Source organism: Komagataeibacter europaeus LMG 18890 (genome assembly GCF_000285295.1).
In the GTDB taxonomy this organism is placed as follows: domain Bacteria; phylum Pseudomonadota; class Alphaproteobacteria; order Acetobacterales; family Acetobacteraceae; genus Komagataeibacter; species Komagataeibacter europaeus.
Map to the genome: position 1 here is coordinate 50,286 of NZ_CADP01000005.1, position 13,334 is coordinate 63,619.

Annotated in this window: 14 protein-coding genes; 10 read left to right on the forward strand and 4 right to left on the reverse strand. The window is 64.2% G+C overall.

The genetic code is table 11. The features are described 5' to 3' along the window. Window positions 1-2 precede the first annotated feature (2 nt). Together GEU01_RS03785 and GEU01_RS03790 are read left to right on the forward strand one after the other, a co-directional pair. Window positions 3-326: a hypothetical protein gene (locus tag GEU01_RS03785; RefSeq protein WP_010508130.1), complete on the forward strand. Its 324-nt coding sequence runs from the start codon at window positions 3-5 to the stop codon at window positions 324-326. Next, window positions 323-1,084 carry an SIMPL domain-containing protein gene (locus GEU01_RS03790; RefSeq protein WP_019085004.1) on the forward strand — a complete coding sequence of 254 codons (762 nt, stop codon included), beginning with the start codon at window positions 323-325 and terminating at the stop codon, window positions 1,082-1,084. Before GEU01_RS03785 ends, GEU01_RS03790 begins: the two co-directional genes overlap by 4 nt. A 285-nt stretch (window positions 1,085-1,369) precedes the next feature. Here the strand turns inward: GEU01_RS03790 and infC are convergent, their stop codons facing one another. The 4 genes from infC to GEU01_RS03815 form a co-directional block, all read right to left on the reverse strand. After that, window positions 1,370-1,891: a translation initiation factor IF-3 gene (infC, locus tag GEU01_RS03795; protein WP_010508127.1), complete on the reverse strand. Its 522-nt coding sequence runs from the start codon at window positions 1,889-1,891 to the stop codon at window positions 1,370-1,372. A gap of 226 nt (window positions 1,892-2,117) precedes the next feature. Then, window positions 2,118-4,052: a threonine--tRNA ligase gene (gene thrS, locus GEU01_RS03805; RefSeq protein WP_019085005.1), complete on the reverse strand. Its 1,935-nt coding sequence runs from the start codon at window positions 4,050-4,052 to the stop codon at window positions 2,118-2,120. A gap of 42 nt (window positions 4,053-4,094) precedes the next feature. Beyond that, window positions 4,095-4,985: a glycosyltransferase family 9 protein gene (locus tag GEU01_RS03810; protein ID WP_019085006.1), complete on the reverse strand. Its 891-nt coding sequence runs from the start codon at window positions 4,983-4,985 to the stop codon at window positions 4,095-4,097. A gap of 4 nt (window positions 4,986-4,989) precedes the next feature. Next, on the reverse strand, window positions 4,990-5,973 hold the full coding sequence (locus GEU01_RS03815; protein ID WP_232272394.1) for a tetratricopeptide repeat protein: 984 nt from the start codon (window positions 5,971-5,973) through the stop codon (window positions 4,990-4,992). A 101-nt stretch (window positions 5,974-6,074) separates the two neighbouring features. Here GEU01_RS03815 and GEU01_RS03820 point away from each other — a divergent pair, with 101 nt between their 5' ends. The 8 genes from GEU01_RS03820 to infA all read left to right on the forward strand — a co-directional run bounded on the left by GEU01_RS03820 (window position 6,075) and on the right by infA (window position 13,332). After that, the gene (locus GEU01_RS03820; RefSeq protein WP_019085007.1) at window positions 6,075-7,304 is read left to right on the forward strand and encodes a glycosyltransferase family 4 protein; all 1,230 of its coding nucleotides are present in this window, start codon (window positions 6,075-6,077) and stop codon (window positions 7,302-7,304) included. Window positions 7,305-7,538: 234 nt separating this feature from the next. Further along, window positions 7,539-8,687, forward strand: coding sequence for an aromatic ring-hydroxylating oxygenase subunit alpha (locus GEU01_RS03825; RefSeq protein WP_026018478.1), 1,149 nt, complete (start codon window positions 7,539-7,541; stop codon window positions 8,685-8,687). A gap of 64 nt (window positions 8,688-8,751) precedes the next feature. Continuing rightward, window positions 8,752-8,943 carry a hypothetical protein gene (locus tag GEU01_RS03830; protein ID WP_019085009.1) on the forward strand — a complete coding sequence of 64 codons (192 nt, stop codon included), beginning with the start codon at window positions 8,752-8,754 and terminating at the stop codon, window positions 8,941-8,943. Window positions 8,944-9,038: 95 nt separating this feature from the next. Then, window positions 9,039-9,593, forward strand: a complete 555-nt coding sequence (dcd, locus tag GEU01_RS03835) for a dCTP deaminase (protein ID WP_010508118.1) — start codon at window positions 9,039-9,041, stop codon at window positions 9,591-9,593. An 18-nt stretch (window positions 9,594-9,611) separates the two neighbouring features. Continuing rightward, window positions 9,612-10,874 (forward strand): UDP-N-acetylglucosamine 1-carboxyvinyltransferase, encoded by a 1,263-nt coding sequence (gene murA, locus GEU01_RS03840; RefSeq protein ID WP_019085011.1) that lies wholly within the window; start codon window positions 9,612-9,614, stop codon window positions 10,872-10,874. A gap of 40 nt (window positions 10,875-10,914) precedes the next feature. Next, window positions 10,915-11,715 carry an ATP phosphoribosyltransferase gene (gene hisG / locus GEU01_RS03845; RefSeq protein WP_019085012.1) on the forward strand — a complete coding sequence of 267 codons (801 nt, stop codon included), beginning with the start codon at window positions 10,915-10,917 and terminating at the stop codon, window positions 11,713-11,715. Further along, window positions 11,712-13,016, forward strand: a complete 1,305-nt coding sequence (hisD, locus tag GEU01_RS03850) for a histidinol dehydrogenase (protein WP_019085013.1) — start codon at window positions 11,712-11,714, stop codon at window positions 13,014-13,016. The genes hisG and hisD overlap by 4 nt, the downstream gene beginning before the upstream one ends. A gap of 97 nt (window positions 13,017-13,113) precedes the next feature. Next, window positions 13,114-13,332 (forward strand): translation initiation factor IF-1, encoded by a 219-nt coding sequence (gene infA / locus GEU01_RS03855; RefSeq protein WP_010508114.1) that lies wholly within the window; start codon window positions 13,114-13,116, stop codon window positions 13,330-13,332. Window positions 13,333-13,334 lie beyond the last annotated feature (2 nt).

A 13,334-nucleotide genomic window follows, 5' to 3' on the forward strand; every position in this document is an offset into this window, starting at 1 on the left:
TCATGAACATGCACCCCGCCATGGCGCCAGCCATCGTCGTGATGAGTTTCTGCCTGTGTGGCGCAGCCCCGGTCGGGGCCGGCACCGGGGCGGAGGTCGTCACCACACGGGATGGACCGGACAAGCCCGTGATCATTACCAGTGACACCAAGGCCTACTGCAACCGGCTGCTGAACATTATCGACGCCTATGGTCCCGCCCTGCCGCAGGATGTGGACAGCCTGCGCACGCAGGGGGAAGACATGTGCCGCGAAGGGCGAATCCGTTCAGGCATCGTGCGGCTGCGTCGTGCGTTGGTCGAACTGAAGGAGACCACGCACTCATGACTTTTTCCCTGTTCAAGATCCCTGCCCGCCACAGCCTGCGCATCATCCTGCCCGGCATGCTGGCGGCGGCGGCACTGCACCCGGCAGGTAGCATGGCCCAGACCCAGCCCGCGAACGCGGCGAAGCCCGATACAACCGAACTGGAACTGTCGGCATCGGGCACGGTGCAGGCCCAGCCGGATGAACTGACCGCCACCTTCCTGGCTGAAGCACGGGCCGATACGGCCGCCAGCGCACAGGCGCAGGTCAATGCGCTGGTGGGCAAGGTCACGGCGGCCAGCGCCCATGTGACGGGACTGACCCTGAATGCCGAGTCGTATTTCGTGCATCATGACGACGGCGACCCACGCCAGAACCGCAAGCCGCAATGGGTGGCGCGCCAGAGCGTCCGCCTGACCGCCAGCGATGGCAAGGTACTGCTGCCGCTGGTGGGCCAGTTGCAGGCCGACAACCTGGCCCTGACGCGGCTGGACTGGTCCCTTTCACGCGAAAAGCGGATGGAACTGACCCGCAGGGCCGAAACGCTGGCCCTGCAGGACATGCAGCAGCGCGCACAGGCCGCAGCATCCACGCTGAAGCTGAATATCGCCTCCATCCGCAGCGTGACGCTGGAAGACCAGAACATGCCGCGCCCGATGCCCATGATGATGATGGCCCGCGCCGCCAGCATGGACATGCCCGCACCGGAAGCCCCGACCGGCATGCAGGATGTCACGGCAACCGTCCGCGCCACGCTGATCCTGAAGCCCGCTGGGTAAAAGCCCGTAAACAGGAAAAATTTTCTGGCGAAGCTTTTTTCAGAAAGCTTTGAAGAACGCCGCCTTTTTTGAAAAAAGGCGGCACCCAGAAACTTTTTATATTAACGGGTTACCGGGCCGGGTCTTCCTACCCTCTCCCATAAACGCCACGCGTGACAGCCGGGAACGGACAAGGGACGTAATCTGCCCCCTGCGCCTGTTTTTCCATGTGCAAGAACAGACGAAAAAGGCCCGAAGGGACAATCCCACCGGGCCTTTTTCATGATGCAGACAGTGACACCGCGCTTAACGCGGGGCCAGCACCATGATCATCTGGCGGTTTTCAAGCTTGGGCATATGCTCAACCTTGGCGACCTCATCCATTTCCGCGCGGATACGCTCCAGCACCTTTACACCCAGATCCTGATGCGCCATTTCACGGCCACGGAAGCGAAGGGTCACCTTCACCTTGTCACCTTCGCCGATGAAGGTCTTCATCGCGCGCATCTTCACCTGATAGTCATTTTCATCAATGTTCGGACGAACCTTGACTTCCTTGATTTCAATGACTTTCTGCTTCTTGCGCGCTTCGTTGCGCTTCTTCTGCTGTTCGTACTTGAACTTCCCGTAATCGAGAACCTTCGCCACGGGGGGCTCGGCGTTCGGGCTGATTTCCAGAAGGTCAAGGCCAACAGAATAGGCACGGGCCAGCGCATCACGCGTGGACATGATGCCCAGCATCTCGCCTTCTTCGTCGATCAGACGGACCTGCGGTACGCGGATCTCTTCATTGACACGGGGGCCCTCTCGATTTGGCGGAGTGGGCATCGGGGGTCTGGCTATGGTCAGCTCCTGTGACTGTTTCATTCAAACGGCAGATAAGGCCATCCCGCATACCCGCGTGATCATGGCTGACACCATGGAAAACACGCAGGCAGGGCATGACCTTACATTATGGAAAGATATGTGACGCAAAGACGCGCCCCAGATCAAGTACTGTCTTGTCCCGTACCTGCGAAAACAGCCATGCAATCGCGGCACGGAACCAGATGGATCAGCCGCGTGCCCTGCGGATATCGGGTGGCAGGGCTTCATATGCAAGGGCGGACACCGCTTCCTCCAGCGGCAGGACTTCCTGCGCCTTGCCGCCAAGGCGGCGCAGGGCGACGGTGTTTTCCTCCGCTTCCTTGCGGCCGACGACCAGAATGACCGGCACGCGCGCAAGGCTGTGTTCGCGAATCTTGGCGTTGATCTTCTCGTTGCGCAGGTCGGCTTCCACCACCAGCCCCGCCTTGCGCAGGCTGTCGGTCACATATTGGGCATAATCCGCCGCATCGGTCACGATGGACGCCACCACCACCTGCACCGGCGCCAGCCATAGCGGGAAACGGCCGGCATGCTGTTCGATCAGGATGCCAAGGAATCGCTCGAACGATCCCAGAATCGCCCGGTGCAGCATGACGGGACGATGGCGCGCGCTGTCCTCGCCAACATAGGATGCATCCAGCCGTTCGGGCAGCACGTAATCGACCTGCAGCGTGCCGCACTGCCAGTCACGGCCAATGGCGTCACGCAGCACGAATTCCAGCTTGGGGCCATAGAACGCGCCCTCGCCCGGGTTGTGTTCATACGTGACACCCGCCATGTCACACGCGACCTTCAGCGCGTTTTCCGCACGGTCCCATGTCGCATCATCGCCGGCGCGCTGTTCGGGGCGATCGGCGAATTTCACGCGGAAATGCTCGAAGCCGAGGTCCTGATACACATCCGCCAGCATCCGCACGAAACGCGCGGTTTCATCAGCAATCTGGTCTTCGGTGCAGAAGATATGCGCATCATCCTGCGTGAAGCCACGCACACGCATGATGCCATGCAGCGCACCGGATGGCTCGTAGCGGTGGCACGCGCCGAATTCCGCCATGCGCAGCGGCAGTTCACGATACGAGCGCAGGCCATGGCGGAAAATCTGCACATGACACGGGCAGTTCATCGGCTTCAGGGCGAGGGTCTTGTCCTCATCCTCGACGGTGGCGATGAACATGTGCTCGCGGTACTTGTCCCAGTGGCCGGAGGCTTCCCACAGGGCACGGTCAACAAGCTGCGGCGTGCGCACTTCCTGATAACCGTTATTGTTCTGCGCGCGACGCATGTAGTCCTGCAGCACCGAATACAGCCGCCAGCCCTTGGGGTGCCAGAAGATCTGGCCCACGGCTTCTTCCTGAATGTGGAACAGGTCCATCTCGCGGCCAATGCGGCGGTGGTCGCGGCGCTCGGCTTCCTCAAGCTGGTGCAGGTGCGCCTCAAGTTCCTTGCGGTCGCGCCATGCCGTGCCATAGATGCGCGTCAGCATGGGGTTGCGATGGTCGCCGCGCCAGTACGCACCCGCCACCTTCATCAGCTTGAAGGCATTGCCGACATCGGCCGTGCCACGCAGGTGTGGCCCACGGCACAGGTCCAGCCACTCCCCCTGGCGGTAGATCGAGATTTCCTCGTCTTCGGGCAGGTCACGGATCAGTTCGGCCTTGAAGCGCTCGCCCCTGTCTTCGAAAAACGCGATGGCCTTCTCACGCGGCCATGTCTCCCGCACGAAGGGTTCGTTCGCGGCCACGATTTCGCCCATGCGCTTTTCAATTGCGGCGAAATCCTCCGGCTTGAACGGTTCGTTGCGATAGAAATCATAATAGAACCCGTTTTCAATCGACGGGCCGATCGTGACCTGGGTTCCGGGAAACAGCGACTGCACCGCTTCGGCCAGCACATGGGCGGCGTCATGGCGGATCATTTCCAGCGCCTCGGGATCCTTGCGCGTCACGAAGCGGATGCTGGCGTCATGGTCGATCTCGCGACCGATATCCATAAGCTTGCCATCCACTTCCATGGCAAGGGCGGCGCGGGCCAGTCTGGCCCCGATGGACTGCGCCACGGTAGTGCCCGTCACTGCCCCGTCAAAGCGGCGAACGGATCCGTCAGGCAGGGTTATGGCAGGCATGGTTTCATTGCTCCGGTATGAAGATATTCCGCTGTAATGGCGTCAGGCGAGCGTCGCCGCAACCCTGTCAACGCGCAGAGTGGCCAGATCACGCACATAAATGACCCGCACCTGCCCCACCGGCGCGGTCAGCGCGGGGTTGCTGTCGGCTGAAAACAGCACGGTGCAGGGCACGCCAAGCGCTGCGGCAAGGTGCATGGGGCCGGTGTCATTGCCCACGGCGCAGGCCGCCCGCGCCATCACGCCCCCCAGTTCCGGCAGCGATGTCCGCCCCGTCAGGTCAACGGCAGCGGGACAGGTGTCGCGGATGACGGCGGCCAGCGCCCTTTCCCCCCTGCCGCCCACGATGACGGGCAGCAGGCCGCGCGCATGCATTCGTCGCGCAAGGGCGGCATAGCGTTCCACCGGCCAGCGCTTGGCCGGGCGATGTGCCGCGGCACCTGGCACCAGCACGCCATAGGGCGCGGGCAGGACAGGGCCACCACGCGCCAGCCATGACAGGTCGGGCACCGGCAGGCTGTCGATTCCCGCACGGCGCAACTGGTCACGCTGGCGCGCGCGGGTATGCATGGCGCGCCGCTGCGGACTGTCATGCACCGCCTGCGCCCCGCGCCCGATTCCCGACCAGGCCGTCATGCCCGAGAGATGAAAATAACGTGTGCTGCGACCTGATGTCTGCAGGTCATAGATGAAGTCATATGACCGCAGCAGCCGACGCAGCGCCATGACCGCGCGCAGGTCATGCCATGGCGGCCTGCGATCGACATGCACATGGTCGAACCACGGCGCATGGCGGGCAAGATCGGCAAAGGGGGGCTGCGTCAACAGGTCCACCACGTCATGCGGATGATGGGCGCGAATGGCCGCGAACGGCGCGAAGGACTGAATGAAATCGCCCAGCGCACCCAGCCGGATCACCAGAATACGGGCCATGGGGTCAGGGTGCCTCGGGGTCGGTTTCAAGCAGCGACAGGTCCTGCCGCGCCAGATCGGCCTCATCCGAATCCGGGGCCAGGGTCACGACGTCCTGCCAGTCGGCGCGCGCCTGCGCCATCTGCCCTTCACGCTGGTACAGGATACCGCGTTCCAGCAGCGCCGCCCCATTGCGGGGCATGTCCTTCAGGGCCGCGTTGATGTCGGTCATGGCCTGCCCGATCCGTCCCATCCGCCGCCATGCGGCCGCGCGCGCGACCAGCGCCTCATCCCGTTCCGCCGGGACGGATGGCAGGGGGGTAAGGGTGTCGATCGCGCGCTGCGGCTGGTCCAGTTCCACCGCGACCCGCGCATAGACCAGGCGCAGCGGCACATCGCCCGGTTCCAGCGTCAGGCCATAGGCCGCGCTGTCGAATGCCTGTTTCGGGCTGTCATCCGCCTGCCATGCCCGCGCCGCCTGCTCGGCCACGGCCGCGCGGCGACGCAGCGACTGCGGGGTATCGGGCTGCGTGCCCGCATGGGCAGGGGCCGGGTCCCCCACGGGCCAGCCGGGCACATGCGCCAGACGGTCCAGCGATGCCGCCGCCGTCGCCACGTCCCCCAGTTCGATGCGTGCCAGGGCTTCGCACTGCTCGGCCTCCAGCCCGCCACCATGGCCCAGCCAGTCCTCGGCATAATCACGCGCGCCGTCGGGATCATCGGACACGGTGGCGGTGCAGTGGGCGAAACTCCATGCCTCATCATGCCCGGGCCCGTCATGCTCCGGCACGGCGGAAACCGCAGGTAACGGGGCGCCCCCTGGCGCATCCGCCGCCCGGACGCAGCCATTCCCGGCCATATTGACCACCACCACGATACCAGCGGCCATGACGCCCCGGCGCCCCACCCGCACCCAACGGGCGGCCCGAAACGGCGCACCGGCGGGACGTACGGAATATCCACCAGACGGAAAAAGGGGGGAGACGGACAGGCACGTAAAGACTCTCATTACCGCATTCGTCGGCCCGCCCGCCAAGAAGGTCAAGGGCCAGCCCCCCATTCGCCGCCGACCCGTGCAGTCCCGATACGATCATGATATGGGGAAGGGTGATGCAAACCGTTACCGACCGACCTGTCATCCTGCAGGCCCTGCCAGCCCTCGAATCCGGTGGGATCGAACATGGCACGCTGGAAATGGCGCGTGCCATCGTCCAGGCTGGCGGCACGGCCATCGTGGCCAGTGCGGGCGGGCGCCTGGTCCCGCGCCTGAAATACATCGGGGCCATTCCGGTCGAGATGGACCTGAAGGCCAAGAACCCCCTTTCCATCATGCGCAACGCGAGCCGCCTGCGCCATGTCATTGAGGAATTCGGCGTCAACCTGGTGCATGCACGTTCACGGGCGCCGGCATGGGCGGCGTCCCTTGCATGCAGGCGGCTCAGGATACCGCTGGTCACGACATGGCATGGCGTGCATGCCGCAAACATGCCGGGGAAACGGTGGTACAACAGCGTTCTGGCCTCCGGCACGCGGGTCATTGCCATAAGCCGCTACATCGAAAACCGCCTGCGTGAGGAATACAAGGTGGGGGACGACCGCCTGCGCCTGATCCCGCGCGGGGCGGACATGATACGTTTTGACCCGCAGGGCGTGCGCGGCAACCGGGTGCAGAACCTGATCAACCTGTGGGACATACCCGACGGCGCCACCGTCATCATGCTGCCCGCGCGCGTCACCCCGTGGAAGGGGCATGCGCTGCTGATCGAGGCCCTGGCGCGGGTGAATGAAACCGCGGGCTTCAACGGGGACTGGGTGTGCATTTTCGTGGGTGAGGCGAACGAGAAGCTGGGCCGCGAACTCGTCACCCTTGCCCGGCGCAGGGGAATCGCGACACACCTGCGTTTTGCCGGCCACTGCGCGGACATGCCGGCCGCCCTGATGCTGGCGGACATGGTGGTTGTTCCCTCGCTGCGGCCCGAACCCTTTGGCCGCGTGGTGGTGGAGGCACAGGCAATGGGCCGCCCCGTTATCGTGGCGGGCCACGGCGCCGCACTGGAAACGGTGGACGACGGCGTGACGGGCTTCGTGTTCCCGCCCGATGACGCGCAGGCGCTGGCGGCATGCATGCGCCAGGTCGCCACCATGACACCCGAGGAACGCACCCGCCTGGCCTGGCACGCGCGCGAGAATGTGTGCGCGCATTATTCAACACAGGCGATGCAGTACGCGACCCTGTCCGTATATGATGAACTGCTGCACACGCAGCTGGCGAATACCTTCTACCATGCCGCCATGGCGGACATGGGCTGGGGTGATGAAGTCCTGCCACAGGCGGGCTAGCGGCGCGGACGCGGCAATTGTCCCATATCGGATGCAGGATTGCCTTGATCTGCCTCATGGCGCCCCAAAAAGGCGGGGTGAGCGTCCAGCATTCAGCATGGGCCTTATGCAACGGGTGGTTTTACAGTCGACAAGGCGACTGAAATTCTTCACCCATTGCGCATTCTTCCTTCTGGCGGACGGGGATGACCCGTGGCCCGCCGTTTCAACGCGAACACTTCGGGACTGCACCACATGAACCAGATTTCCCCCGCCCAGACAGACATCACGCCCGAACCCGGCCCCCACCATCCCGACCTGCGCCTGGTGAACGCCAACCCGGACTTCTGGTACCCGGTGGCATGGTCGGCCGACCTGAAGCGCGACAAGACGCTGGCGGTCAGTTACGCCGGCACCCCCATCGTGCTGGTCCGTCCCGATGAAGGCAGCGTCTTCGCGCTGTATGACCGCTGCCCCCACCGGCAGGTCCCGCTGAGCAAGGGCACCGTGAACGGCCAGACCGTGCGCTGCTGCTATCATGGCTGGGCCTTTGGCCGTTCGGGCCGCTGCATCGACGTGCCCTACCTTGGCAAGGGCAAGCTGCCCAACGGCGTGCGTACCTTCCCCGTGCGGGAGGCCGGCGGGCTGATCTTCGTCTTTCCCGGCGACCCGGAAAAGGCCGACAGCACGCCGTTCCCCAAGCTGGCCCAGACGGACAACCCCAAATACAAGACCAAGCATTTCAGCCCGCGGGTGAACTGCCACTACACCTTCATGCATGAAAACCTGATAGACATGAACCATCAGTTCCTGCACCGCCGCCAGATGGGCCAGATCAAGGCCCGCTTCCTGGGGCAGGACAAGGGCGAGGACTTCATCGAGGCGCGCTACAGCTTCATGCGCTGCGCGGGGCAGCAGCCGTTGGCCGAACGCCTGATCTTTGGCAAGCACAAGGACCTGCAGGGCAAGGAACAGCCCGTTGAGGAAGTTGTAACGATCCGTACGGAATATCCGTACCAGACCCTGCGCATCACCGACAAGGACGGTGACCTGATCATGGACCTGTGGGCCGCCTACGTGCCGCTGGACAAGGACGAACGCGTCACCCAGTCCTTTGGCCTGCTGTCCATCCTGCGCCCGCAGACCCCGTTCCTGATCGACGTGATCTGGCCCGCGCTGGGCTGGTTCACCAACCGCATCTTCCTTGAGGACAAGGAAATCGTGGAACTGGAACAGGCGGCATGGAACGAAGCTGGCTATGATCGCAACGTGGAAATCTTCCCCGTGGTCAAGGCGCTGCGCGAACTGCTGATCCGCTGTGGCATTCCGCAGGACATGCCGCCCGCCACCGCCGAAAAGCAGCCAGCCCCCCCCACCCCGGCCGAACCCGCCACGTCGGCCTGACCGTCCCGCCCGCCATCCGCACGGGTGGCGGGCATTCCTTGTCCCACCTAGCGAAAACGCCCCCATGACCGAACGGCCTGACACCCCCCGCCTGACCGACCGGGCCGAGGCCGCGCGCCAGGAACGCCTTGCGCGCGAGACCGAGGCCCTGCGCGCCAACCTGCGCCGGCGCAAGCAGCAGAGCCGTGCCCGCACGGCCCCCGCACCCGATGCGCCCACCCCCGGCAGCAGCGACACGTCCCGCAACGAAGCGTGATTGCAGTTGCGGTCTGACGGTCACTTCGTTAGTGGTCGCGCACGGCCGACGGGTTGCCCGCGTGCCGCGCCACTGATGCCGAAGGAAGGGACAGCATGCCAATAATGCCCGATACGTGGATTCGCCGCATGGCCACGGACCACGGCATGATCGAACCCTTCGTGGAAAAACAGAGCCGCGAGGGCGTGATCTCCTTCGGGCTGTCGTCGTACGGGTACGATGCGCGCGTCGCCAATGAATTCAAGATTTTCACCGACGTGGACAACGCGGTGGTCGATCCCAAGAACTTTGCCGAAAACAGCTTCGTCACCCGCCGGGGCGACTGCTGCACCATTCCGCCCCACAGCTTCGTGCTGGCGCACACGGTCGAATATTTCCGCATACCGCGCGATACGCTGGTGGTCTGCCTGGGCAAGTCCACCTATGCGCGCTGCGGCATCATCGTGAACGTGACCCCGCTGGAGCCGGAATGGGAAGGGCAGGTCACGATCGAGATCAGCAACACCACCCCCCTGCCCGCGCGCATTTACGCGAATGAGGGGATCTGCCAGTTCCTGTTCTTCCAGGGGGCATCGCCCTGCGAAGTCAGCTACGCCGACCGCAAGGGCAAATACATGGGGCAGGTCGGCGTCGCCCCGCCGCGCATGTAAGGGCAGGAACCGCACATCATGGACCGTTTCATCATTCACGGCGGCCACCCGCTGCGTGGGGACATCGTCATTGGCGGGGCCAAGAATTCCGCCCTCAAGCTGCTGGTGGCGGGGTTGCTGACCCCCGAAAAGCTGGTGCTGGACAATGTCCCGCGCATTGCCGACATCCGCACCATGCGCAGGCTGCTTGAACAGCACGGCCTGACGGTCGAGGACATCAGCGGTGACGGCGACACGCTGTCGATTGGCGGCGAGATCACTAATACCGAAGCCCCCTACAACATCGTCTCCAAGATGCGGGCCTCGATCCTTGTGCTCGGCCCGCTCCTGGCACGTTGCGGCGAAGCCCGCGTCTCACTGCCCGGCGGCTGCGCCATCGGCACGCGCCCGGTTGACCTGCACCTCAAGGCGCTGGAAACGCTGGGGGCGAAGATCACGCTGGAAAACGGCTACATCCATGCCGAAGCCCCCAATGGCCTGAAGGGGGAACGGGTGATCCTGCCGTTCGCATCCGTCGGGGCCACGGAAAACCTGCTGATGGCCGCCACATTGGCCAGGGGGCGCACCGAGATCGTCAATGCTGCGCGTGAGCCCGAGATCGGGGATCTGGTCGGCTGCCTCAACGCCATGGGCGCGCGCATTACCGGCATTGGCACGGGCAAGCTGGTGATTGACGGCGTGGAAGGACTGCATGGCGCGCGTTACCGCGTCATGCCCGACCGGATCGAATGCGGCACCTATGCCTGTGCTGCCGCCATTACCGGCGGCGAACTGCGGCTGGTGGATGGTCAGGTCGAACACCTTGGCGCCGTGGTGCGCGCGCTGGAGGAAGCGGGCGTGGAAATGGTGCAGGAAGAAGGGGCCGTACGCGTGCAGCGCACGGGCGCGCTGCGCGGGGTTGATATCATGACCGAACCCTACCCCGGCTTTCCCACCGACATGCAGGCCCAGTTCATGGCGCTGCTGTCGGTGGCCGAAGGGGCATCGATGGTTACCGAGACCATTTTCGAAAACCGCTTCATGCATGTCCCCGAACTCAACCGCATGGGCGCGCGCATCAACGTGCACGGGTCTTCCGCCATTATCCGGGGTGTGCATTCGCTGTCCGGCGCGCCGGTCATGGCGACCGACCTGCGGGCGTCGTTCTCGCTTATCATCGCGGGGCTTGCGGCGCATGGGGAGACGATCCTGAGCCGCGTCTATCACCTTGACCGTGGATATGAGGCGGTGGAGCGCAAGCTGGCGCAGTGCGGCGCGCATATCGAACGCGTTTCCGACTAGCTGCCGCCAGAAAAGCGCCCTTCCTGCATGATGGCTGAATGTGGTATGCGCGCATGTCGCCAAGGGCGCCCCGCACCATGCGGCGCAACCCCAGCCTTCAATGTCGGAGAATGCATTGACCGTCCTGTCACCGGCCCAGACCGCCATTCCGGAAACGGATAGCCCGCTGATACTCGCCCTGCCCAAGGGCCGTATCCTCAAAGCCGCGGCGCCGCTTCTGCATATGGCGGGCATTGTGCCCGGCCCGGATTTCAATGACGAAAAAAGCCGTCTGCTCCGCTTTGAAACCAATGATCCGAACATTGACGTGGTGCGCGTGCGCTCGTTCGATGTCGCGACCTTCGTCGCCTTTGGCGGCGCGCAGATCGGCATATGCGGCGCTGATGTGCTGATGGAATTCGACTACCCCGAAATCTATGCCCCGCTTGACCTGGGGATCGGGGGCTGCCGCATTTCCATTGCCCAGCCCAGGGACCGCAGCGGGCTGGAAGACAATCCCAACCGCCTGTCACAGGTGCGGGTGGCGACCAAGTATCCGTCCATCACGCGCCGCCATTTCGCCGCGCGCGGCATCAACGCCAGCATCGTCCATCTGCATGGCGCGATGGAACTGGCCCCGGTTCTGGACCTGTCGCACCTGATCGTGGATCTGGTGGATACGGGGTCCACCCTGCGCGCCAACGGGCTGGAGGAAACCCACACCATCGCCCATGTCACCAGCCGCCTGATCGTGAACCGCACGGCGCTGAAAACCCAGCCCGAGCGCATAGGCGCCATCATCAACCGTTTCCGCACGGCGCTGGCCTCCAGCGCCGCACAAGCCAAGGACCAGCAGGCATGAAGCGCCTTGATACTGCCCAGCCCGATTTCAGGGCCGGATTCGCCAGCCTGCTGGCTGACCGTGACAGTGACACCGCCCGCGTGGACGGCCCTGTAACCGAAATCCTGGCTGCCGTGCGCGCGCGCGGCGATGACGCATTGTGCGAATTCACCAACCGCTTCGACCGGGCCGATGTCACCCCCGCAACCCTGCGGATCACGCCACAGGAAGTCGAGACCGCCTGCACGCAGGTTCCGGCCGCACTGCTGGACGCGCTGGAAACCGCCGCCACGCGGATCGAGTCGTTCCACAGGGCGCAGATGCCATCCGACATGCGTTACGTGGATGACGCCGGGGTAACGCTGGGCATGCGCTGGACGGCGCTGGATTCGGTGGGGCTGTACGTGCCGGGTGGCAAGGCGGCGTATCCGTCCTCCGTGCTGATGAACGCCATTCCCGCCCATGTGGCGGGGGTGGGGCGCATCGCCATGTGCGTGCCCACGCCCGATGGGGTGCTCAACCCGCTGGTGCTGGTGGCGGCGCGACGCGCGGGGGTTACCGAGATCTATCGCGTGGGCGGGGCGCAGGCGGTGGGCGCCATGGCCTATGGCACGGCCACCATCGCGCCGGTGGACCGTGTGGTGGGACCGGGCAACGCCTATGTGGCCGAAGCGAAGCGGCAGGTCTTCGGCACGGTGGGAATCGACAGCATCGCCGGTCCGTCCGAAGTGGTGGTGATCGCCGATGGCAACAATGACCCCCGCGCCATCGCACTCGACCTGCTGGCGCAGGCGGAACATGACCCCATGGCCCAGTCCATCCTGATCACGCCGGATACGGACATGGCGGCAAAGGTGGAACGGGCGGTCGCAACCGAACTGGAAACCCTGCCCCGCGCCGAAATCGCCCGCACCAGCTGGGATGCCCATGGCGCAATCATCACGGTGCGTGACCTGAATGAGGCCGCCGACCTTGTAAACACCATCGCGCCTGAACATCTGGAACTCATGATCGATGATCCGGCGCCCACATTCCGCCGCGTGCGGCATGCTGGCGCCATCTTTGTCGGTCGGTACTGCCCCGAGGCCATTGGCGATTATGTCGGTGGTCCCAACCACGTGCTGCCCACCAGCCGCACGGCGCGTTTTTCATCCGGGCTGTCGGTGTTCGACTTTATCAAGCGCACCACGTTCATCGAGGCCCAGCCCGAGTCGCTGCGCAAGATCGGCCCCGCCGCCGTCAGCCTGGCACAGGCCGAAGGCCTTGACGCACATGCGCTGAGCGTGTCGGTCCGGCTGGCCGATCTTGATCGCCGCGCATAAGGAAACTTGACCCCGGCGGTGAGTATCCCCACATAAACCAACCGTATTGCGCTGCGGGCCCGCAGCATGACGGCAATTTTGATGATTGAAGGACACGATGTCTAAAGAAGACATGATCGAATTCAGTGGCACAGTAACCGAACTGCTGCCCAATGCCATGTTCCGCGTGACACTGGACAATGAGCATACCATCCTGGCCCATACCAGCGGCAAGATGCGCAAGAACCGTATCCGCGTGCTGGCGGGTGACCGCGTGAATGTGGAAATGACGCCTTATGACCTGACAAAAGGTCGCATCACGTTCCGCTTCAAGTAAGC